This window comes from Pseudomonas sp. HD6422 (genome assembly GCF_025377065.1).
GTDB lineage: Bacteria > Pseudomonadota > Gammaproteobacteria > Pseudomonadales > Pseudomonadaceae > Aquipseudomonas > Aquipseudomonas putida_U.
On the sequence record NZ_JAHWIW010000041.1, the window covers coordinates 17,023 to 38,061 of the forward strand.

20 protein-coding genes are annotated in these 21,039 nt (G+C 63.6%); 9 read left to right on the forward strand and 11 right to left on the reverse strand.

Translation table 11 applies throughout. From position 1 onward, the window contains the following. Positions 1-22 precede the first annotated feature (22 nt). Together rssC and rssB are read right to left on the reverse strand one after the other, a co-directional pair. Positions 23-505 carry an anti-sigma factor antagonist RssC gene (rssC, locus tag KY379_RS23460; RefSeq protein ID WP_133328584.1) on the reverse strand — a complete coding sequence of 161 codons (483 nt, stop codon included), beginning with the start codon at positions 503-505 and terminating at the stop codon, positions 23-25. After that, the gene (rssB, locus tag KY379_RS23465) at positions 502-1,686 is read right to left on the reverse strand and encodes a two-component system response regulator RssB (protein ID WP_133328920.1); all 1,185 of its coding nucleotides are present in this window, start codon (positions 1,684-1,686) and stop codon (positions 502-504) included. The genes rssC and rssB overlap by 4 nt, the downstream gene beginning before the upstream one ends. A gap of 270 nt (positions 1,687-1,956) precedes the next feature. On the opposite strand from rssB, the gene KY379_RS23470 reads away from it, so the two are divergent. Next, a complete protein-coding gene (locus tag KY379_RS23470; RefSeq protein WP_261241558.1) occupies positions 1,957-2,262 on the forward strand; it encodes a PilZ domain-containing protein in 306 nt (101 codons plus the stop codon). A 69-nt stretch (positions 2,263-2,331) separates the two neighbouring features. Here KY379_RS23470 and KY379_RS23475 read toward each other — a convergent pair whose 3' ends face one another. Next, the gene (locus KY379_RS23475) at positions 2,332-3,039 is read right to left on the reverse strand and encodes a VacJ family lipoprotein (RefSeq protein ID WP_133328588.1); all 708 of its coding nucleotides are present in this window, start codon (positions 3,037-3,039) and stop codon (positions 2,332-2,334) included. Positions 3,040-3,228: 189 nt separating this feature from the next. Here KY379_RS23475 and KY379_RS23480 point away from each other — a divergent pair, with 189 nt between their 5' ends. Together KY379_RS23480 and KY379_RS23485 are read left to right on the forward strand one after the other, a co-directional pair. Continuing rightward, positions 3,229-3,792 carry a phosphonoacetaldehyde phosphonohydrolase-related protein gene (locus tag KY379_RS23480; RefSeq protein ID WP_196172127.1) on the forward strand — a complete coding sequence of 188 codons (564 nt, stop codon included), beginning with the start codon at positions 3,229-3,231 and terminating at the stop codon, positions 3,790-3,792. A gap of 122 nt (positions 3,793-3,914) precedes the next feature. Further along, positions 3,915-4,178 carry a DUF4404 family protein gene (locus KY379_RS23485; protein WP_039614141.1) on the forward strand — a complete coding sequence of 88 codons (264 nt, stop codon included), beginning with the start codon at positions 3,915-3,917 and terminating at the stop codon, positions 4,176-4,178. Positions 4,179-4,263: 85 nt separating this feature from the next. On the opposite strand, the gene queF is transcribed toward KY379_RS23485, so the two are convergent. Beyond that, positions 4,264-5,094, reverse strand: a complete 831-nt coding sequence (gene queF / locus KY379_RS23490) for an NADPH-dependent 7-cyano-7-deazaguanine reductase QueF (protein ID WP_133328592.1) — start codon at positions 5,092-5,094, stop codon at positions 4,264-4,266. A gap of 68 nt (positions 5,095-5,162) precedes the next feature. Further along, complete coding sequence (locus KY379_RS23495; RefSeq protein WP_261241556.1) at positions 5,163-5,681, reverse strand: cupredoxin family protein; 519 nt, start codon at positions 5,679-5,681, stop codon at positions 5,163-5,165. A 164-nt stretch (positions 5,682-5,845) separates the two neighbouring features. Here KY379_RS23495 and KY379_RS23500 point away from each other — a divergent pair, with 164 nt between their 5' ends. Beyond that, positions 5,846-6,526, forward strand: a complete 681-nt coding sequence (locus tag KY379_RS23500; protein WP_261241555.1) for a heavy metal response regulator transcription factor — start codon at positions 5,846-5,848, stop codon at positions 6,524-6,526. Next, entirely contained in the window at positions 6,526-7,872 is a 1,347-nt protein-coding gene (locus tag KY379_RS23505) for a heavy metal sensor histidine kinase (RefSeq protein WP_306466678.1), read from the forward strand. Before KY379_RS23500 ends, KY379_RS23505 begins: the two co-directional genes overlap by 1 nt. A 33-nt stretch (positions 7,873-7,905) precedes the next feature. Here KY379_RS23505 and KY379_RS23510 read toward each other — a convergent pair whose 3' ends face one another. The 3 genes from KY379_RS23510 to KY379_RS23520 are packed head-to-tail and all read right to left on the reverse strand — an operon-like array spanning position 7,906 to position 11,149. After that, positions 7,906-9,147, reverse strand: a complete 1,242-nt coding sequence (locus KY379_RS23510) for a lipoprotein-releasing ABC transporter permease subunit (RefSeq protein WP_261241553.1) — start codon at positions 9,145-9,147, stop codon at positions 7,906-7,908. 60 nt (positions 9,148-9,207) lie between these two features. Then, positions 9,208-9,891, reverse strand: coding sequence for a lipoprotein-releasing ABC transporter ATP-binding protein LolD (gene lolD / locus KY379_RS23515; RefSeq protein WP_014753922.1), 684 nt, complete (start codon positions 9,889-9,891; stop codon positions 9,208-9,210). 7 nt (positions 9,892-9,898) lie between these two features. After that, positions 9,899-11,149, reverse strand: a complete 1,251-nt coding sequence (locus tag KY379_RS23520) for a lipoprotein-releasing ABC transporter permease subunit (RefSeq protein ID WP_196172132.1) — start codon at positions 11,147-11,149, stop codon at positions 9,899-9,901. A 93-nt stretch (positions 11,150-11,242) separates the two neighbouring features. Here KY379_RS23520 and KY379_RS23525 point away from each other — a divergent pair, with 93 nt between their 5' ends. Together KY379_RS23525 and KY379_RS23530 are read left to right on the forward strand one after the other, a co-directional pair. After that, positions 11,243-11,827, forward strand: a complete 585-nt coding sequence (locus KY379_RS23525) for a PilZ domain-containing protein (protein ID WP_261241551.1) — start codon at positions 11,243-11,245, stop codon at positions 11,825-11,827. Between the two features lie 32 nt (positions 11,828-11,859). Next, positions 11,860-12,576, forward strand: a complete 717-nt coding sequence (locus KY379_RS23530) for a glycerophosphodiester phosphodiesterase (RefSeq protein WP_196172133.1) — start codon at positions 11,860-11,862, stop codon at positions 12,574-12,576. Positions 12,577-12,624: 48 nt separating this feature from the next. Here KY379_RS23530 and sthA read toward each other — a convergent pair whose 3' ends face one another. From sthA to KY379_RS23545, 3 genes are all read right to left on the reverse strand, one after another. Further along, positions 12,625-14,019, reverse strand: coding sequence for a Si-specific NAD(P)(+) transhydrogenase (gene sthA, locus KY379_RS23535; RefSeq protein WP_133328608.1), 1,395 nt, complete (start codon positions 14,017-14,019; stop codon positions 12,625-12,627). A gap of 204 nt (positions 14,020-14,223) precedes the next feature. Beyond that, positions 14,224-15,222 (reverse strand): FAD:protein FMN transferase, encoded by a 999-nt coding sequence (locus KY379_RS23540; protein WP_261241550.1) that lies wholly within the window; start codon positions 15,220-15,222, stop codon positions 14,224-14,226. Positions 15,223-15,378: 156 nt separating this feature from the next. Then, the gene (locus KY379_RS23545; RefSeq protein WP_261241549.1) at positions 15,379-16,842 is read right to left on the reverse strand and encodes a glyceraldehyde-3-phosphate dehydrogenase; all 1,464 of its coding nucleotides are present in this window, start codon (positions 16,840-16,842) and stop codon (positions 15,379-15,381) included. Between the two features lie 167 nt (positions 16,843-17,009). Between KY379_RS23545 and mfd the strand changes: the two genes are divergently transcribed. Both mfd and KY379_RS23555 read left to right on the forward strand, forming a co-directional pair. Continuing rightward, positions 17,010-20,459 carry a transcription-repair coupling factor gene (mfd, locus tag KY379_RS23550; RefSeq protein WP_196172135.1) on the forward strand — a complete coding sequence of 1,150 codons (3,450 nt, stop codon included), beginning with the start codon at positions 17,010-17,012 and terminating at the stop codon, positions 20,457-20,459. Positions 20,460-20,468: 9 nt separating this feature from the next. Continuing rightward, the gene (locus tag KY379_RS23555) at positions 20,469-21,038 is read left to right on the forward strand and encodes a CsiV family protein (RefSeq protein ID WP_133328616.1); all 570 of its coding nucleotides are present in this window, start codon (positions 20,469-20,471) and stop codon (positions 21,036-21,038) included. Position 21,039: the final 1 nt, after the last annotated feature.

Below are 21,039 nucleotides of genomic sequence, written 5' to 3' on the forward strand. Positions count from 1 at the left end.
AGAGGCCGGTACAGACTACCGCTCAGGTACGCTCCAGCGCACTGACCAGATCATGGAACGCCTCGCGGTTGGAATCGTTCAAGCCCATGAGGATCTTGTGCGCCTCCAGCACCTTCGAACGCACCACCTCTTCGTTCTGGTCCTGGGAGGGTAAGTCGGTCAGGCATTCCGGGCACGGCACCGGACGGTCGACGATATTGAACACCTGATCGAAGCCCATCGACTGCAGCAGGCGAGAAATATCCGGGTTGGTGGTCACCACGGTTGGCAGCAGGCCAACCTTCTGCCGCGACAGGATCGACAGCTTGGCCAGCAGACCCAGCGTCGTGCTGTCGATGCTTTCAGTTTCGGTCAGATCGATGACGATCGCCGAGAAGTTCAGCGCAGTGAAGATCTTCTCGATCGTCGCATCCAACGCCGAACACAAGGTCAGGCGCACTTCACCGACGAACTTCAGTACGAAGGTGCCGCTCTGCTCGGCGAACTGGATTCTACCGGTACTCATTGAAGGTTCCTGCTTAACACCAATAGGGCGATATCATCCGGCATCTCCCCAAGCGTAGCCAATCCAAAACGTTGTCGCAGCCCATCCAGGCTACCACCCGCGGCCTTGACGATGTCCGGCAAGGCGGCCTCTTTATCTTTGAGCGTGTCCCCTGGCAAAAGGTCCAGGATGCCATCGGACATCAGGCTCAAGCTGAATCGCTCTGGCAGCTCGATGACTTGGTCCTGGTACGCCGCCTCGTCGAACAGACCCACCGGCAGGCCCCGGCCTTCGAGGTAACGAGCCTGGCCCGGGGTGTACAGCACCGGCAGTGGTAGATGGCCACCCACGGCGTAGGTCAGCAGGCCGGTTTCTTCGTCGATCACGCCACCGACCATGGTCACATGCTTGCCCAACTTGCAGTTGATCAGCCCGCGATTGATGTGGCTGAGCACTTCCGAGGGCTTGAATTCGCGCATCTTGCCGCTGCGCTTGAATTCGAACAACAGCCGGGTGGTCATGAACTTCAGCAGCACGGTGACGAAGGCCGACGACGCGCCGTGCCCCGATACGTCTGCGAGGTAGAAGGCGATACGCCGCTCGTCCACACGGAAGTAGTCGGTGAAGTCGCCCGACAGGTACAGCGACGGGATGATCTGGTGCTCGAAAGCGAACCCGCCCGCACTCCAGGGGCTCTCCGGCAGCATGTTCATCTGGACCTGGCGCCCGGCGGTCTGGTCCTCCTGCAACAGGTGCAGGCTGGCCTCCAGCTCACGATTGGCGGCCTCGAGCTTGTCGCGATAGCGCTGGTTTTCCAGCACCAGACGCGAACGGTCGAGGGCACGACGCACCGAATGCTCGAGCACGGCCAGGTCTTCCAGCGGTTTGATCAGGTAGTCGGCAGCACCGAGGCGCAAGGCCTCCACCGCGTCGCTCATCACCCCGGCACCGGAAACCACGATCACCGGCAACTGCGGCGCACGCTCGCTGATCTGGCGGATCAGTTCGAGGCCGCCCATCTGCGGCATGCGCAGATCGCAGATGACGAGGTCGGGCTGGTGTTCTTCGAAGACCTGGAGCCCCTGCTGGCCGTTACCGGCCTGGAGGACGCTGAAGCCACTGTCTTCCAGATAGGCGGCGAGGCTAGCACGGACCACGTCGTCATCATCGATGATCAGCAGCGTTGCACTGATTTTCTGCATGTGGGCGAACGGCGCCGATTTGGGTTGGTGCAGTGACGTCTGCAAAGCTGACATCCGACTGCTGGGATACTCTGTAGTAACACTCTACTTGAGTTGTAGGCCAAGAAGATGGGCCAGGCAACCGGCAGAGGCACCTTGTAAGGCGCAGACGGTACTCCCATCCGCGGGGCGTTTCAAGCATACGTCGGTCGAGTTCGCTGCACTTTACAGGGCAAATCACCGGGAGTTATAAGAAAGCCGACCAGCGCAACCTGATGGGAAGGACGCAGCATGCCTCAGACGCCCTCCAACCACAGCGAGAAACGCGATTTCATCCGCATGCGCATCGACACCGAGGTCACCCTGCTGCACGCCGGCCAGGTGATTACCGCGATGTGCCTGGACCTCTCCAGCGGTGGCATGCAGATGCAGGTGCACGCACCGCAGCGCTTCCAGGTGGGGGATTCGCTGGATGTCCATATCGACTCCGAACACCCGGCCCTCAAGGGGCTGCGCGCCAGTACCGAAGTGGTTTGGATTGCGGACCAACCCGGTGGGCAGCAGAAACTCGGCCTGCGTATCCTGGCGATGCACTGATCTGTAACTGGAAGTATCTGTTGCCTGCGGCGACCTCATCGCCGGCGAGCCGACGATGAGGCGGGAGGATCAGAAGTCGTCTTCGACTTCGCCGTCCTTGACCTTGAACTCGCGGTTCTGCAGGTAGGCATTGCGGATGAAGATGTACTTGTCACCCTGGATGAGCTTTTCAGCCGACAGCAGGCTGGCACGGGTGTCGATCACGTCCAGCGCGAAGATCGAATTGCGCGTGGGCACGTGGTCGATGTAGCGGTAGGGCTTGGTGTAGGTGTCCGGATACTTGGCCAGGCCGTCACGCACGGTGCTCGGACCGAGCAGCGGGATGACCACGTATGGGCCGCTTGGCAGACCCCAGTAGCCTAGAGTCTGGCCGAAGTCCTCGTCGTTGCGCTGCAGGCCCATCTTGGTACCCACGTCGAAGAAGCCGCCCAGACCGAAGGTGGTATTGACGATCAGCCGCGCAGTGTCCACGCCCGCTGCATGAGGCTTTAGCTGCAGCAGGTCGTTGGCGAGGTTGGTGACATCGCCGAGGTTGCGGAAGATGTTATGGATACCATCTTCGAGGAACTGCGGAGTCACCGCCTGATATCCCTTGGCCAGCGGCTTCAGGGCATAGGTGTCGAGAGTATCGTTGAACTTGAAGATCGGTCGGTTGACCGCCTCCCAGGGATCCTCCTCGGTGGCCGCCTGGGTCGCCGCCACAGGTGCCAGCAGCAGGCTGGCACACACACAGGCCTGGGTGACTCGCTCGATCACACCGGCACCGATCCTACGCATAGATGTCTCTCCATCGAAATTCTCGGCCGCAACGCGCATTGGCACGCCGCTGTACGGCGGCAAGTATAAAGACTTGCGGGCTGCTGCGCAGCTTCGCACAGTATTGATCAATTTTCCGTGAATACCCGTCGCCGTCATCGCCTGGTAACAATACCGCCATAGTCTGCGGACTATTTGGGGGAAGCTGCCATGCTCGACGCGCCCGCCTTCACCGCCGTGCTGTTCGGTCTGCGCGGTTGCCTGGTCCAGGCTGCCGACGGCAGCCCTCAGCCCGCCCCAGGTGCACTGCAGGCCTTGAGTGGACTGCGCCGGCGCCAGGTACCCTGCATCTGGCTGGACGACCAGACCAGCGCACAGAGCCAGCACCTGGCCAGCGTGCTGCCGCAATGGCTGCCTGGGCACAGCGTCAACGGTGTGCGCTGGCCGGCACCGAACGCCTGCTGGCAGGCCTTGATGAGCCTGGACAGCCAGAAACTGGACGGCTGCGTGCTGGTCAGCGGCGAACCGCGGCTGTTGCAGTCGGGGCTCAATGCCGGGTTGTGGACGGTCGGGCTGGCGGCCTGCAGCCCTGGCTGCGACCTGTCCTCCAGCGCCTGGCAGGCCATGACCGCGCAAGACCAGGAGCTGGCGCGCGGCAAGGCGACCCTGGAGCTGTTCCGCCTGGGCGTGCACTCGGTGATCGACCACCTCGAAGCGCTGGACACCTGTCTGGCGGACATCGCCCAGCGCCGGCGCAAGGGCGAAAAACCCTGACACAGCCCCGTTGATCCGGATCATGCAAAGCGCTGTCGAGTGGATTACGCTGAAAGCAGGCCAGAACCTTTGCAGTGTCGCTGAGGTCCATGGCTTGCCAAGTCATTGATGGAGAACTACCAATGCCTGCCCGCGAATTGCAAGAGCGTTTGAATAGCCTGCGCGAGCAACTGGATCGAAACGTGCCGCTTTCCGATGAAGAACTGGCCGCCCTGCACGAGGAGGCCAGGCAAATCGAAGCGCAGCTCAAGCTCGAGGAAGCCACGCCGGACAACAATCTGGTGGATGGAGTCAATCTGGCCATCGAGCGCTTCGAGGCCGAACATCCCGACCTGACCGCCACCCTGCGCAGCATTGCCAACTCGCTGCACAGCATGGGCATCTGAAACACCGCATCTACACACCTGGCGCCGCTGTGCGGCCCAATCGCCGGGCCCCCGGCGAACGGGCCGTGCAAAAGCCCTCAGCTATTTACTGGCGAACCAGGCGCAGATTGGCCGGAGTGATCGCCCCGGTGCTGCGATACGGATTGATATCCAGCCCCCCACGGCGCACATAACGCGCGTACACCGTCAGGTGTTCTGGCTGTAGCAGGTTCTTCAAGTCCAGGTAAATCCGCTCCACGCACTGCTCATGGAAGTCGGCATGCTGACGGAAGCTGATCAGGTAGGTCAGCAGGCTGGCATGGTCTAGCGCCCTGCCCTTGTACTCCACAACCACACTGCCCCAGTCAGGCTGACCGGTCACCGGGCAGTTGGATTTGAGCAGGTGGCTGTGCAGCGTTTCTTCGACCACCCGCTCGGGATTGCAATGCAGGAGCTCAGGCTGCGGCTGCTCGTAGTTGCTGATGGCCACGTCCAGGGCATCGATGCACTGACCCGGCAACGACACCACACCTTGCGCCTCGACCTCGGCCAGGGTCCGCACCTGCACGCCCACGGGCTTGCCGGCGGCAGCCGAGAGGTCTTTGACCAGGCACGCCTGCAATTCACCGATGGAAGCGAACACCGTTTGGTTCAGCGAATTGAGGTACAGCTTGAACGACTTCGATTCGATGATGTTGGGCGAGTCGGCCGGGATGGCGAACTCACCGATGGCCACCACCGGTTTACCGGACGGCAGCAACCACGAGAGCTCGAAGCAGTTCCAGTAATCGACGCCCTGCCAGGGCAAGGTCTGGGCCGTGACGCCCAGCTCGGCCCATTTTGCCTCACGGGGGATCGGGAACAGCAGCGCGGGCGTGTAGGTGGCGATGTATTCGCTGGACTTGCCCAGCGGGGAGTGTTCGGCAGCGGGATGCATGGAAACTGACCTGAAGGTTCGGAAATACCCCTAGTCTACCGGTTTTACCCCCCACCTTGGAGGGCCGTTCACTCGATGGTCAGGGGCCCGACCATGCCCGCCTGGTAATGCCCTGGTACATTGCAGGCAAACTCGATGGGTGCCGAGGCGTGGAAGGTCCAGGTCAGTTCGGCGCGCTGGCCGGGCTGGACCAGCACGGTATTGCCGCCATCGTGGCCATGGGCCCCATGGTCCATCTGACCATGCTCCATCTTCCCGTGATCCATGCCGGCGTGGTTCATCTGGCCGCTGAACAGTTGGCCCTGCATCGCGATCATCTGCTTCTGGTGCTCGGCATGCATGGCTTTGTCACCCAGGTTGAACTCGTGGGGTAACCGGCCTTCGTTGATCAGTACGAAGCGCACGGTTTCCCCGGCCTTGACCTGCAGAGCGCGAGGTTCGAAGGCAATGTCCTTCATGTGCACTTCCAGGGTACGGGTGGCCTTGCTGGCCGGGGCGGGCTCGCCGAAAGCGAACGATGCGCCCTGCCCGGCCCAGGCAGGCAAACTGGCCAAGGCCAAGGCGGTGGTGAAGAACAGGTGTTTCATGGCTGCTCCGAGCATGACGACAAATGAAGCCACTTTAGAAAGGCGCGTCTGGCACCAAGCTGACAAGCAGATTACAACTTTGTCAGCTTGGGCGAAGAGACGCATCGTCACGTATCATTTCAATCCCGAGACCAGCGCTACTCCTGTGGGAGCCGGAACATTTCATGAAACTGCTGATCGTCGAAGACCAGGCTCGCACTGGCCAATACCTGTGCCAAGGCCTCAGCGAGGCCGGTTTTGCCACCGAACTCGCCGCCGATGGCGACACCGGCCAGCACCTGGCACTCACGGGCGATCACGACCTGCTGATCCTCGACGTGATGCTGCCGGGGCGTAACGGCTGGCAGATCCTCCAGGCTGTGCGCGAAGCAGGCCTGGACACCCCGGTGCTGTTCCTCACCGCCCGCGATGCCGTGGCAGACCGCGTGCACGGCCTGGAACTGGGCGCCGATGACTACCTGATCAAGCCCTTCGCCTTTTCCGAGCTTCTGGCCCGCGTGCGCACCTTGCTGCGGCGCGGCACCGGCAACGGCCAGGACACCACCCTGAGCCTGGCCGACCTGCGCCTGGACCTGATCCGCCGCCGCGCCGAGCGCGCCGGGCAGCGCATCGACCTGACCGCCAAGGAATTCGCCCTGCTCGAACTGCTGCTACGTCGCCAGGGCGAAGTGCTGCCCAAGTCGCTGATCGCGTCACAGGTGTGGGACATGAACTTCGACAGCGACACCAACGTGATCGAAGTCGCTGTACGCCGCCTGCGCCTGAAGATCGACGACCCGCACCCCAACAAGCTGATCCACACCGTGCGCGGCATGGGCTACGTGCTCGAAGAGCGCCAGGACTGATGCGCAGGCTATCGCTCGGCAACCGCCTGGCTTTGCTGTTCGCCGCCTGCACCGCCATCGTCTCGCTGGGAGCCGGCCTGCTGTTCAGCCACGCCAGTGCGCAGCATTTCATCGAACTCGACCAGCAACTGCTGGAGTCACGGCTGTCGCAGTTGCGCAGCCAGTTGTCAGGCGTAGCCACTCTTGCGCAACTACAGCCCCGCTTGCCGGCTCTACGCCTTGAACTGGGCCATCAGGCCGACCTGGGCCTACGCATCCTGGGCAGCGACGGCGCCCCTTGGTTCAACAGCCGCCAGGCCTTGCCCGAGCCCGCTCCACCTGGGTTGGCAACCTTGCATGCCGAGGGTGTCGACTATCGCAGCCTGGTCGTGCCCCTGGATGCCGACGCACCAGGCTCGCCACGCCTGGCGCTGTACCTGGACATCACCCACCACCAGCATTTCCTCCAGGGCATGCAGCGCCTGATCTGGCTCACCGTTGGCCTGTCGGCGCTGGCCACTGCGCTGCTTGGCGCCTGGGCCGCACGTCGCGGGCTACGCCCTCTGCGGCAGATGGGCCAGGTGGCAGCCAGCGTCTCGGCGCGCTCGCTGACCACTCGCCTGCCTGACACCCAACTGCCGGAAGAGCTGGCGGAACTGGCCGCCACGGTCAACGCCATGCTGCAACGCCTGGACGATGCCTTCCAGCGCCTCTCGGCGTTTTCCGCCGACATCGCCCACGAGCTACGTACGCCGCTGTCGAACCTGCTGACCCACACCCAGGTGACCCTCACCCGCCCTCGCAGCCTCGAGGCGTACCGCGAAGCCCTGCACGACAACCTCGAAGAACTGCAAGGCATGGCGCAGATGGTCAACGATATGCTGTTCCTGGCCAAGGCCGACCATGGTCTGTTGGTGCCGGGGCAATCGATGCTGGCCCTGCACCAAGAGGTGGATGCCCTGCTGGAGTACTACACCCCGCTGGCCGAAGACGGCGAGGTGCAGCTGCGGCGCGAGGGCGAGGCGATGCTGTGCGGTGACCGCCATATGTTGCGCCGGGCGCTGTCCAACCTGTTGGACAATGCGCTGCGACATACCCCGGCCGGGGGACAGATTCGCGTGAGCCTGGCACCCGGCGTGCAGATCTGCGTGGCCAATACCGGCGCCGGGATCGACGCCGCCGCCATACCCCGCCTGTTCGATCGCTTCTACCGCGCAGACCCGGCACGGCAAGCAGGCAACAGCGAACACGCTGGGTTGGGACTGGCGATCACCCGGTCGATCGTGCAGGCCCACGGCGGGAGCATCCGGGCCGAATCCGAGGGCGGCTGGACCCGGTTCGTGATCGAGTTGCCGCAGCGACCGTGAAGCCTGGTGGTGACGACAGGCCTGAGGCCAACCTCAGACCGCCAGGCCGATCGCCGGCTGCACCTGCGAAGCCCGGTACGCCGGGTAGATCGTGGCCAGGAAGCTCATTACCAACCCGGCTACGCAGATCATCAGCACATCGCTACCCTGCAACTCCGACGGCAGGCTACTGATGAAATAGACGTCCGAAGTGAAAATGTGCTGCCCAGTGACCCGCTCCAACCAGCCGACGATCTGGCTGACGTTCAATGCGGCGATCACCCCGAGCACCCCACCGATCAACGTGCCGACGATGCCGATCAGGCTGCCCTGGACCATGAACGTGCCCATGATCTGTGCTGGCGTCGCGCCCAGGGTACGCAGGATGGCGATGTCCGGCCCCTTGTCGTTCACCACCATCACCAGGGTGGCGATGATGTTGAACGCCGCCACCGCGATGATCATCAGCAGCAACAGGCCAATCATGGTTTTTTCCATCTTCATGGCGCTGAACAGGCTGCCTTGGGTGTGCGACCAGTCATCGGCACGGTAGCCATCGCCCAGGCTCGCGGCAATCGCCTTGGACACCTGAGGTGCGGCATACAGGTCATGCAGCTTCAGGCGCACCCCTTGCACCTGGCCAGGCGCCCAGCGCTGCATCTCGCCGGCATCGGCCACATGGACATAAGCCTGGGAGCCATCGAGCTCGGCGCCCACCTTGAAGATACCGACCACGGTCAGACGCTGCATGCGTGGGGTGATGCCACCGGGTGCCTTGCTGATTTCCGGCACGATCAGGGTCAGCTTGTCGCCGGTGTTCAACCGGAAACGCCGCGCCGTCAGTTCGCCGATCACCACGCCATACTCACCTGGAACCAGCGCCTGCAGACGCCCTTGGACGATGTGCTGACCGACGATGGAGACCTGGCCTTCCTCGGCCGGATCGATGCCACTGACCTGGATCGGCTGCATCGCCCCCTTGTACGAGAGCATGCCTTCCATTTCGGTGATCGGCGCGGCGGCCATCACCGCCGGATTCTTCAACGCTGCATCGGCCACGTGGCGCCAGTCGGCCAGGGGCTGCTCGCCGAGAATACTGGCGTGCGGCACCAGGCCGAGGATGCGTGAACTCATCTCGCGCTGGAAGCCGTTCATCACCGACAGCACCACGATCATCGCCAGCACGCCCAGCGACAGGCCGATCATCGAGGTCATCGAAATGAACGAGATGAAGTGGTTGCGGCGCTTGGCCCGGGTATAGCGCGCGCCGATGAAGATGGGCAAGGGTCTGAACATGTACGAAAACACCCACTGTGAAAAAGGAACGGGGCGACGCAAAGCGCCCCGTGCAATCGATCAGATCGCCACCAGGTGGCCGTCGTCGAGCTTCAACACCCGGTCCATCTGACGCGCCAGGTTGAGGTCGTGGGTCACCACCAGAAAGGCAGTGCGCGACGCGCTGGACAGTTCCTGCATCAATTCCTGGATGCCTTGGGCAGTATGGTGGTCGAGGTTACCGGTCGGCTCATCGAGCATCACCAGGCCCGGCCGATTGACCAGGGCACGGGCGATCGCCACGCGCTGGCGTTCGCCACCGGAAAGCTCCGCCGGCTTGTGATTCAGGCGATGGCCCAGCCCTACCCGCTTGAGCAGCGCCTCGGCCCGCTCACGCGCTTCAGGGATCGGTGTGCGGCCAATCAGCAACGGCATGCACACGTTCTCGATGGCGGTGAATTCCGGCAGCAGGTGGTGGAACTGATAGACGAAGCCCAGCTCGCGGTTGCGCAGCAGGCCGCGGGCGCGCTCGCCCAGCGCCGACAATTCCTCACCGGCCAACCAGACGCTGCCCTGGGTCGGCCGGTCGAGGCCACCGAGCAGGTTGAGCAAGGTGCTCTTGCCCGAACCCGAACTGCCGACGATGGCCACCCGCTCGCCGGCCTGCAGCTCGAGGTTGAGCCCAGACAACACCTGCACCGATTCCGGGCCCTCGTCGTAGGACTTGCCCAGGTTGCGGCAACTCAGAACGGCTTTATCACTCATGCGCGAATCACTCATAACGTAGCGCCTCTGCAGGCTGGGTGCGGGCCGCACGCCAGGCCGGGTACAGGGTGGCGAGGAAACTCAGGACCAACGCCGCAGCGCAGACCATGTACACGTCCTGGGCCTGGATCTGCGAGGGCAGGTAATCGATGAAATACACGTCGGCATTGAGGAATTTGTGCCCGATCAGTTTCTCGATGCCGGCGATGGCCGCACTCACGTTGAGCGCGGCGAGGATGCCGACCACGGCGCCGATCAACGTGCCGATCACCCCGATCACGGTGCCCTGGACCATGAAGATCAGCATGATCTGGCCTGGTGTGGCGCCCAGTGTGCGGAGGATGGCGATGTCGCCGCGCTTGTCGTTGACCACCATCACCAGGGTGGAAATGATGTTGAACGCCGCCACCGCCACGATCAGCAGCAGCAACAGGCCGATCATGGCTTTTTCCATGCGGATGGCCTGGTACAGGTTGCCGTGGGTGCGGGTCCAGTCGCGGCTGTAGAACTCCTGGTCGCCCAGGTGCTGGGCGATGTCCCAGGCCACCCGTGGTGCCTGGAACAGGTCGTCGAACTTCAGGCGCAGGCCCTGGACCTGATCGGGCTTCCAGCGGTGCAGGCGGGACAGGTCGGCGATGTTGGTCAGACCCAGGTAGCCGTCGATCTCGCCGGCCCCCACGTGGAAGGTGCCGACCACGGTGAAGCGCTTCATGCGTGGGAACATGCCGGCCGGCGTGACGCTGACCTCCGGCGCGACGAAGGTGAGCTTGTCGCCGATGGCGACGCCCAGCTTGGCCGCGGCCTTGTCGCCGATCATGATGCCCCAGTCGCCCGGCGCCAGTTTGTCCAGCCCGCCTTGCAGGGTGAAGTTGTCGATGATCGAAACGTCATGCTCGCGGGCCGGATCGATGCCGTTGAGCAGCACCTTCTGCACCTTGCCGTCATGGGTCAGCAACCCCTGCATCTGGGTGTAGGGGGCCACCGCCAGCACGTGGGGATTCTGCTTTACTTGTTGGGCAAGAGCCGGCCAGTCGTCGATCGGCTGACCGCTCTCGAGCGTGGCGTGAGGGATCATGCCGAGCACGCGGGTACGCATCTCGTGGTCGAAGCCGTTCATCACCGACAACACCACGATCATCACCACCACGCCCAAGGCGAGGCCGATCATCGAGGTCAGGGAAATGAACGAGACGAAATGGTTACGGCGCTTGGCACGGGTGTAACGCGTACCGATGAATGCGAAAAGAGGTCTGAACATGTCGGGGCTTGTTCGGATGAAAGGGAACGTCCTTGTGGCGAGGCGCCTACGGCGGCTTTACACTCGGACCACCGCCGCTACCATGGGTTCGCCATGACGACATTAGACGAAGAAGATCGCCGCGAATACTACCGCATCGACGATAGGATCGCACTGGAAATCAGCCCCTTGAGCGCGGCCGAAGCCCTTGAAGCAGAACTGTTGCAGGATGATTCGCCGCTGTTCAACCTGCTCAGCGAACTACACCTCAGCGATTTCGAGTCGCAACACCTGCTGCGCCAGCTCAGCGACAAGGATCGCACCCTCGCCGCCTTCCTGCGTGCGCAGAACAAACGCCTCGATCTGCTCAGCGCAGTGGTCGCGCAATCCCTGCTCGGCACGATCGGCCAATTGCTGCCAGTGGTTATTTCCGAGGGTGGCATCGAGTGCATCCAAGCACAGCCGTTCACGCCCGGCGCCGCGGTGAAAGTGAAGATGGTGCTGATGCCACGCGCCCACGGTCTGCTGCTACGTGCGCGCATCATCCACTGCGAGGCGCGCGACGATGGCCGCTTCGAGGTCGGTGCGGAGTTCACCGACATGACCGACGCCCAGCGCCAATTGCTGGCGCGCTATATCTTGCAACGTCAGCAGCAACAGCGGCGCCAGCAACTGGAAAACGACGAGCCCGCGTCCTGAGCCCCCACCCCATTGATTTTGAAGGAACGAACGTGACCCTGATCTACGGCCACCGCGGCGCCAAGGGCGAAGCCCCCGAAAATACCCTGACCAGCTTCCGGCAATGCCTGTCCCATGGCGTCGACCGCTGCGAGCTGGACCTGCACCTGTCGGCCGACAACGAGCTGATGGTGATCCACGACCCGACCCTCAAACGCACCACTGGCCGGCGCGGCAAGGTGGTAGAGCATTCGGCGGCGGACCTGGTGACCATCGATGCGCGCAAAGGCGGCCCGGGTTGGGTGCAGCCCTGCCCGATCCCGCGCCTGGAAGAACTGTTCCAGAAGTGCGACTTCCAGCATTGGCAACTGGAGGTGAAAAGCGCTTCGCGGACCCGCGCCGCCAGCACCGTTCTGGCGATTCGAGAGCTGGCCCAGCAATACGGTCTGCTCGACAAGGTCACCATCACCTCGAGTTCACGGGAAGTGCTCGGCGCGGCATTGGAGCTGGTTCCGGACGTGGCCCGTGGGCTAGTGGCCGAATACGCCTGGCTCGACCCACTGAAGGTCGCGCAGAACTATGACTGCCAATTGCTGGCCCTGAACTGGACCCTGTGCACGCCCGAACGCCTGATCAAGGCCCAGCGCCAGGGTCTGCACGTGTCGGTGTGGACGGTCAACGAGCCGGCGCTGATGCGCCGACTCGCCGACTTTGGCGTGGACAGCCTGATTACAGACTTTCCCGGTTTGGCCAAGACCACCCTCGGGTAGGGCTGAAATCGGTCTCCCCGACCGGCTCAGGCCACCGGCCGGAGCCGCTCAAAAAAGCCGGTTCAGGCCGTCGTAGGCAGCTACCCGATAGGCTTCGGCCATGGTCGGGTAGTTGAAGGTGGTGTTGACGAAGTACTTCAGATTGTTCTGCTCACCCGGCTGGTTCATGATCGCCTGGCCGATGTGGACGATTTCCGAAGCCTGGTAGCCGAAGCAGTGAACGCCGAGGATTTCCAGGGTTTCACGGTGGAACAGGATCTTCAGCATGCCTTGCGGCTCGCCAGCGATCTGCGCACGGGCCATGCTCTTGAAGAAGGCTTTGCCCACTTCGTACGGCACCTTGGCCTGGGTCAGCTCCTGCTCGTTCTTGCCGATCGAGCTGATTTCCGGAATGGTGTAGATACCGGTTGGCACGTCATCGACGAAGCGCCAGCTACCGTTGTCGACGATGCTGCCAGCCGCCGAGCGCCCCTGGTCATGGGCGGCACTGGCCAGGCTCGGCCAGCCGATCACGTCACCGGCGCCGTAGATGTTCGGCACGCTGGTGCGGTAGGCACTGTCGACCTCGATCTGGCCACGGCTGTTGACCTTGATGCCGATGTTCTCCAGGCCCAGCTTGTCGGTGTTGCCGGTACGGCCGTTGCACCAGAGCAAGGCGTCGGCCTTGATCTTCTTGCCCGATTTCAGGTGCAGGATCACACCGTTGTCCAGGCCTTCGACGCGCTCGTACTCTTCGTTGTGGCGCACGGTGATGTTGTTGTTGCTGAAGTGGTAGCTCAGTGCCTGGGAGATTTCCGAGTCCAGGAAGCTCAGCAACTGGCCACGGTTGTCGACCAACTCCACCAGCACACCCAGGCCGCTGAAGATCGAGGCGTATTCGCAGCCGATCACGCCGGCGCCGTAGACGATCAGCTTGCGCGGGGTGTGGCTGAGGCTGAGGATGGTGTCGCTGTCGTAGACGCGCGGGTGGTTGAAGTCGATGTCGGCCGGACGGTAAGGGCGCGAACCGGTGGCGATGATGATGTGTTTGGCATTCAGGCGCTCGACCACACCGTTGGCGCAGACCACTTCGATGGTCTGCTCGTCGGCGAAGCTGCCGGTGCCGACGAACACGTCGACACGGTTGCGGGCATAGTAGCCGGTACGCGAAGCCACCTGTTTGGAAATCACCTTCTCGGCGCTCTTGAGCACGTCGGGGAAGGAGAACCAGCGCGGTTCACCGATGGCCCGGAACATCGGGTTGGTGTTGAACTGCATGATCTGCCGCACCGAGTGACGCAGTGCCTTGGACGGGATGGTGCCCAGGTGGGTGCAGTTGCCGCCGACCTGACGGCGGCTGTCGACCATTGCCACCTTGCGTCCCGCTTTCGCGGCATTCATTGCCGCGCCTTCTCCGGCCGGGCCAGACCCCAGCACCACTACGTCGTAGTTGTAGACAGCCATGCGTACTCCTTCAGAACTGGCCCGCGGGCCACGGTCGCTCGCGGGACTCGATCATGCCGCCGCAGCGTCATGAGAAAATTCAGGTGCAGTCTAATCAAGCGTGAACGCCGCGCACATTAACCCTTGGTCGCGTCGTAGGCCAATTTTGCCTGCACTACATGTTCGTGTGCCCTACCCTGGCGCCGATCATACGTCCATGCACTTTCATTCGCCTTGCACCGCCCGCTCATACGCAGGCGTCGATCGGGAGACGAAGCCACCCTCGGCTCGAGTCACCAGCACTGCGGCCAGGTCATGGGCCAGGGCGAACGCCCAACCGCGCTCCGGCCCGAGGATCAAGAGCAGGGTCGAGTAGCCATCGGCCTGCAGCGCCGAGGCATCGAGCACGGTGACCGAGGCCAGCTCGTGCAGCACCGGTCGCCCGAGGCGCGCATCGAAGGTGTGCGAATAGCGCCGGCCATTCTCCTCGAAATAATGCCGATAGTCACCCGAGCTCGACACGGCAAGGCCGTTCAAGGCGATGATCTGGCGGGCCACCTGACGGTCCTCGCGAGGCAGCTCCAGGGCCACCCGCCACGGGCTGCCGTCGGGCTTGTGGCCCGCGGCCTTGAGCTCGCCCGTGACTTCAGCGAGATAGCTGGCGATTCCCATGGCGCGCAAACGCTCGGCAACAAGGTCGACGGCATGCCCGGCGGCGATGCTGTTGAAATCCAGTTGCACCGGGGCGTCCTTGCACAACGCCTGGCCTTCGATGCGCAGGTGCTGGTAGCCCACGCGCTCGCGGGCCCTGGCCAGGGCCTGAGGGTCGGGCACCTGCTCACGGCGGGCCTGCGGACCGAAGCCCCAGAGGTCGAGCAGCGGCTCGACGGTGAGGTCGAACGCTCCGCCGCTCTGCTGCGCCAAGTGCTGGCCGAGTGCGACCAGCTCGAGCATGTCGGGCGGCATTGCCTGGCACTGATTGGCGGGGAGCTGGTTGAACTGGCTGACGGTGGAGTCGGCGCGGTAGGTCGAGTAATGAAGGTCGATGTCATGCAGGACGGTCTCGACCGCGGCTTGGACTTTGGCCGGGGCCGGGCCGCCGGGCTCGCGCACGTACTGGATGCTGTAGCTGCTGCCCATGGTCGGGCCACCCAGGCGCTCCAGGGTCGGGCCCTGGTCACAGGCGGTGAGGAGCATCAGGATGAACAGGAGAGTTATGCGCACGTTTGGAGTCCTGAGTGCTTGGCTGGGGTTTCCAGGTGTGGCGTAAATCGAGCGCCGCCCGCGCGGCGCTCGATCTAACAGGCGCCACACAACTTACTCCAGGCAAAAAAAACGGGAACCCGAAGGTTCCCGTTTTTTCATTGCCTTACAAGCGAATCAGCGTGGAAACGCTGGCGGGTTCACACCGGCCATTTCTTCCATCACACGAACCACCTGGCAGCTGTAACCGAACTCGTTGTCGTACCAGACGTACAGCACAACGCGGTTGTCGTTGCAGATGGTCGCTTCGGCATCGACCACACCGGCGTGGCGCGAGCCGACGAAGTCGGTGGAGACCACTTCCTGGGAGCTGACGTAGTCGATCTGCTTGTGCAGTTCCGAGTGCATGGCCGCCTGGCGCAGGTACTCGTTGATCTCGTCGCGGCTGGTGGCCTTTTCCAGGTTCAGGTTGAGGATGGCCATCGAGACGTTCGGCGTCGGCACGCGAATGGCGTTGCCGGTCAGCTTGCCCTTGAGCACCGGCAGCGCCTTGGCGGCGGCGGTGGCGGCACCGGTCTCGGTGATGACCATGTTCAGCGGCGCGGCGCGACCGCGGCGGCTGCCCTTGTGGAAGTTGTCGATCAGGTTCTGGTCGTTGGTGAACGAGTGAACGGTTTCGACGTGGCCGTTGATGATGCCGAACTGGTCGTTGACTGCCTTGAGCACCGGTACGATGGCGTTGGTGGTGCAGGACGCAGCCGAGACGATCTTGTCGTGAGCGGTGATATCGCCGTGGTTGATGCCATGCACGATGTTCTTCAGCGCGCCCTTGCCAGGTGCGGTGAGGATCACGCGGTCGACGCCTTTGCACTGCAGGTGCTGGCCGAGACCTTCGGCATCACGCCATTTACCGGTGTTGTCGACCAGCAGGGCATTGTCGATGCCGTACTGGGTGTAGTCGATCGACGCCGGGTCGTTGGAGTAGATCACCTGGATCAGGTTGCCGTTGGCAGTGATGGTGTTGTTGGCTTCATCGACGGTGATGGTGCCATCGAACGGGCCGTGCACCGAGTCACGGCGCAGCAGGCTGGCGCGCTTGACCAGGTCGTTCTCGGCACCCTTGCGTACGACGATGGCGCGCAGACGCAGGCCGTCGCCACCACCGGTCTTCTCGATCAGGATGCGTGCCAGCAGGCGGCCGATGCGGCCAAAGCCGTACAGCACGACGTCGGTACCCTTGCGGGCCGAAGCGTTTTGCTGGCCGACCACCTCGGCCAGTTCGTCACGCACGAACTGCTCGGCGCTGCGGCCGTTGCCTTCGAGCTTGAATTTGTTGGCGAGCTTGCCCAGATCGACCGAGGCGGCGCCGAGCTTCAGCTCGCTCATGGCCTTGATCAGGGGGAATGTTTCGTGAACGGACAGTTCGGTCTCATCGGTCTGGCGATGACGCGCAAAGCGGTGAGCCTTGAGGATCGAGATAACCGAACGGTTGATCAGGCTGCGGCCATAGATCGAGCTCACCACGTTGTTGTTGCGGTAGAGCTGACCGATAAGCGGGATCATCGCTTCAGCAAGTGCTTCACGGTCGATCCACTCACCAAGACACTGGTCGGGCTTCTGAGTCACGGGAACCTTCCACATGTAGGGACAGAAAAAAGGGGCTACATTATGACGCCCCGACGCGTAACCGGCAATGAGCGCCTGTCGCCAGCACCGCGCCCTACTGCCGTGGCCTTTGCAACCTGACAGCGGACCCCGGCACCGGTACAATCGGTCTCTTTGCCGCAACGCTTGGAGTCCAATCTCCCGTGTCAGTTCTGCGCCTACCGAAAATGTCGGCCACGGCCGGCAAACAGACCTGGGGCAACCTGCCTGGTGCCGCCCTCAGTCTCGCCATCGCCGAAGCCGCCAGCAACGCCGGCCGCTTCACCCTGTTGCTGACCGCCGACAGCCAGGCCGCCGACCGCCTGGAACAGGAGCTGCGTTTCTTCGCCCCGCAGCTGCCGGTGCTGCCGTTCCCCGATTGGGAAACCCTGCCCTACGACCTGTTCTCGCCGCATCAGGACATCATCTCGCAACGCATCGCCAGCCTCTATCAGCTGCCGGAGCTCAGCCACGGCATTCTCGTCGTGCCGATCACCACCGCCCTGCACCGCCTGGCGCCGACGCGCTTCCTGCTGGGCAGCAGCCTAGTCCTGGACATTGGCCAGCGCATCGACGTCGAACTGATGCGCACACGCCTGGAAGCCAGCGGCTACCGCTGCGTCGATACGGTCTACGAACACGGCGAATTCGCCGTGCGCGGCGCGCTGATCGACCTGTTCCCGATGGGCAGCAAGCTGCCTTACCGCATCGACCTGTTCGATGACGAGATCGAGACCCTGCGCACCTTCGACCCGGAGACCCAGCGCTCGATCGACAAGGTCGACTCGGTCCGTCTGCTGCCAGCGCGTGAATTTCCGATGCAGAAGGAAGAAGTCACTCGCTTCAAGGCACGTTTCCGCGAGCGCTTCGACGTCGATTTCCGCCGCAGCGCGATCTTCCAGGACCTGGCCAGCGGCATCATCCCCGCGGGCATCGAGTATTACCTGCCGCTGTTCTTCGAAGACACTTCGACCCTGTTCGACTACCTGCCGAGCGACACCCAGGTATTCTCGCTGCCTGGCGTCGAACAGGCCGCCGAGCATTTCTGGAACGACGTGCGCGGGCGCTATGAAGAACGCCGCGGCGACCTGACCCGGCCCCTGTTGCCGCCGGCCGAGCTGTTCCTGCCGGTGGAGGACTGCTTCGCCCAGCTCAAGCAATGGCCCCGCGTAGTGGTCAGCGCCGAGCCGATCGACGCTGGCGTGGGGCGCGAAAGCTTCCCGGCGCGCGCCCTGCCCAACCTGGCGATCGAGGCCAAGGCCAATCAGCCGCTGGCCGAGCTGGCCAGCTTCCTCGACCAGTTCAGCGGGCGGGTACTGTTCACCGCCGAATCGGCCGGGCGCCGCGAAGTGCTGCTGGAACTGCTCGAACGCCTCAAGCTGCGCCCGCAGACGGTGGATGGTTGGGCCGACTTCATCACCGGCAGCGAGCGCCTGGCGATCACCATCGCACCGCTCGACGACGGCCTGCTGCTGGACGACCCGGCCATCGCTCTGGTGGCCGAGAGCCCGCTGTTCGGCCAACGCGTGATGCAGCGCCGGCGCCGCGAAAAACGTGGCGAGGCGGCTAACGATGCCGTCATCAAGAACCTCACCGAACTGCGCGAAGGCGCGCCGGTGGTGCACATCGACCACGGGGTAGGCCGCTACCTGGGCCTGGCGACCCTGGAAATCGAGGGCCAGGCCGCCGAGTTTTTGACCCTGGAGTACGCCGAAGGCGCCAAGCTTTACGTGCCGGTGGCCAACCTGCACCTGATCGCCCGCTACACCGGCAGCGACGATGCCCTGGCTCCGCTGCACCGCCTGGGCTCCGAGGCCTGGCAGAAGGCCAAGCGCAAGGCTGCCGAACAGGTGCGCGACGTCGCCGCCGAATTGCTCGACATCTATGCCCGCCGCGCCGCGCGCAAGGGCTATGCCTTCGCCGACCCGGCCGCCGACTACGCGACCTTCAGCGCCGGCTTCCCGTTCGAGGAAACGCCCGACCAGCAGGCCGCCATCGAAGCCGTGCGGGTCGACATGCTCGCGCCCAAGCCCATGGATCGTCTAGTGTGCGGCGACGTTGGCTTCGGCAAGACCGAAGTCGCCATGCGCGCGGCCTTCATCGCCGTGCACAGCGGCCGCCAGGTGGCGGTATTGGTGCCCACCACCCTGCTCGCCCAGCAGCATTACAACAGCTTCCGCGATCGCTTCGCCGAATGGCCGGTGAAAGTCGAGGTGATGAGCCGCTTCAAGTCGGCCAAGGAAGTCGCCGCTGCCGCCGCCGACCTGGCCGAAGGCAAGATCGACATCCTCATCGGCACCCACAAGCTGCTGCAGGACGACGTGCGTTTCAAGGACCTGGGCCTGGCCATCATCGACGAGGAACACCGCTTCGGCGTGCGCCAGAAAGAGCAGCTCAAAGCGCTGCGCAGCGAAGTGGACATCCTCACCCTGACCGCAACGCCGATTCCGCGTACGCTGAACATGGCCGTGGCAGGCATGCGCGACCTGTCGATCATTGCCACGCCGCCGGCTCGCCGGCTGTCTGTGCGCACCTTCGTCATGGAGCAGAACAAGAGCACGGTCAAGGAAGCGCTGCTGCGTGAACTGCTGCGCGGCGGCCAGGTGTACTACCTGCACAACGATGTGAAAACCATCGAAAAATGCGCCGCCGAGCTGGCCGAGCTGGTGCCGGAAGCGCGGATCGGTATCGGCCACGGGCAGATGCGCGAACGCGAACTGGAACAGGTGATGAGCGACTTCTACCACAAGCGCTTCAATGTGCTGGTGGCCTCGACCATCATCGAAACCGGCATCGACGTGCCCAGTGCCAACACCATCGTCATCGAGCGCGCCGACAAGTTCGGCCTGGCGCAACTGCACCAGCTGCGCGGTCGGGTCGGACGCAGCCACCACCAGGCCTACGCCTACCTGCTGACACCGACCCGGCAGAAGGTCAGCAGCGATGCCGAGAAGCGTCTGGAGGCCATCGCCAATACCCAGGACCTGGGCGCAGGTTTCGTACTCGCCACCAACGATCTGGAAATCCGTGGCGCCGGCGAACTGCTTGGCGAAGGCCAGAGCGGACAGATCCAGGCCGTGGGCTTCACCCTGTACATGGAAATGCTCGAACGGGCGGTCAAGGCCATTCGCAAGGGCACCCAGCCGAACCTTGAACAACCACTGGGCGGCGGCCCGGAAATCAACCTGCGCCTGCCGGCGCTGATCCCCGAGGACTACCTGCCCGACGTCCATGCCCGCCTGATTCTCTACAAACGCATCGCCTCGGCGGCCGACGAAGAAGGCCTCAAGGACCTGCAGGTGGAGATGATCGACCGCTTCGGCCTGCTGCCGGAGCCGACCAAGAACCTGATGCGCCTGACCTCGCTCAAGCTGCAGGCGGAAAAGCTCGGCATCAAGAAAGTCGACGCCGGCCCGAACGGCGGCAAGCTCGAGTTCGAGGCCGAAACCCCGGTCGACCCGTTGACCCTGATCAAGCTGATTCAGGGCCAGCCCAAACGCTACAAGTTCGAGGGTGCCACTCAGTTCCGCTTCCTGGTGCCGATGGAACGCCCCGACGAACGCTTCAATACCCTGGAGGCGCTGTTCGAGCGCCTGACCCCACAGCCTGCCTAAGGAAGATCCATGCGTGCCATCCGTTGCCTGACCCTGCTGCTGGCGCTGTTCGCGCCAGCCGCCTTCGCCGAAGGCCTGTATCAGGTAGAAATGATCCTGGTGCGGCAGAACGCCGTGCCTGCGGTGACCAGCCCGTTCGCCCCCGAAGACTGGAGCGCCGGCGCACCACGCCTGGACAGCGGCGCCGAACGGCGCCTGGCCCTGGAAGACGAGGCCACCCGCCTGGAAGCCACCGCCGACTACACCGTGCTGCTGCACAAGGCCTGGCAGCAAGAGGTGGGCAGCGCGCCCAGCACCATCGCCCTGGGCGTCGGTAAAGAGCGCTTCGGCCACTTCCCGATCGAGGGCAACCTGAGCATCACCGAAGGCCGTTTCATCAGCGTCCAGGCCAACTTTTGGGTCAACGATCTCGACAACAACGGCAACGTGCTGCGCAGCGAGCAGTTCAAGCAGGCCAACAGCAACATGAAGGGCGGCCAGCTGACGTTCATCGACGGCGGCCACCTGGCGCTGCTGCTCAAGGTGACACCGCCCAATGCGCCGAAGATGCCGACGCCCCCGGAGATGATGGAGCAGTGAT

Bases quoted from the DNA above. Each gene is read 5' to 3' on its own strand.
- KY379_RS23555 (WP_133328616.1), top strand. From the start codon at position 20,469: ATGCGTGCCATCCGTTGCCTGACCCTGCTGCTGGCGCTGTTCGCGCCA.
- lolD (WP_014753922.1), bottom strand. From the start codon at position 9,891: ATGAGTGATAAAGCCGTTCTGAGTTGCCGCAACCTGGGCAAGTCCTAC.
- KY379_RS23545 (WP_261241549.1), bottom strand. From the start codon at position 16,842: ATGTGGAAGGTTCCCGTGACTCAGAAGCCCGACCAGTGTCTTGGTGAG.
- KY379_RS23485 (WP_039614141.1), top strand. From the start codon at position 3,915: ATGCCTGCCCGCGAATTGCAAGAGCGTTTGAATAGCCTGCGCGAGCAA.
- rssC (WP_133328584.1), bottom strand. From the start codon at position 505: ATGAGTACCGGTAGAATCCAGTTCGCCGAGCAGAGCGGCACCTTCGTA.
- KY379_RS23480 (WP_196172127.1), top strand. From the start codon at position 3,229: ATGCTCGACGCGCCCGCCTTCACCGCCGTGCTGTTCGGTCTGCGCGGT.
- KY379_RS23520 (WP_196172132.1), bottom strand. From the start codon at position 11,149: ATGTTCAGACCTCTTTTCGCATTCATCGGTACGCGTTACACCCGTGCC.
- KY379_RS23505 (WP_306466678.1), top strand. From the start codon at position 6,526: ATGCGCAGGCTATCGCTCGGCAACCGCCTGGCTTTGCTGTTCGCCGCC.
- sthA (WP_133328608.1), bottom strand. From the start codon at position 14,019: ATGGCTGTCTACAACTACGACGTAGTGGTGCTGGGGTCTGGCCCGGCC.
- KY379_RS23500 (WP_261241555.1), top strand. From the start codon at position 5,846: ATGAAACTGCTGATCGTCGAAGACCAGGCTCGCACTGGCCAATACCTG.
- KY379_RS23475 (WP_133328588.1), bottom strand. From the start codon at position 3,039: ATGCGTAGGATCGGTGCCGGTGTGATCGAGCGAGTCACCCAGGCCTGT.
- KY379_RS23510 (WP_261241553.1), bottom strand. From the start codon at position 9,147: ATGTTCAGACCCTTGCCCATCTTCATCGGCGCGCGCTATACCCGGGCC.
- rssB (WP_133328920.1), bottom strand. From the start codon at position 1,686: ATGCAGAAAATCAGTGCAACGCTGCTGATCATCGATGATGACGACGTG.
- queF (WP_133328592.1), bottom strand. From the start codon at position 5,094: ATGCATCCCGCTGCCGAACACTCCCCGCTGGGCAAGTCCAGCGAATAC.
- KY379_RS23470 (WP_261241558.1), top strand. From the start codon at position 1,957: ATGCCTCAGACGCCCTCCAACCACAGCGAGAAACGCGATTTCATCCGC.
- KY379_RS23495 (WP_261241556.1), bottom strand. From the start codon at position 5,681: ATGAAACACCTGTTCTTCACCACCGCCTTGGCCTTGGCCAGTTTGCCT.
- KY379_RS23525 (WP_261241551.1), top strand. From the start codon at position 11,243: ATGACGACATTAGACGAAGAAGATCGCCGCGAATACTACCGCATCGAC.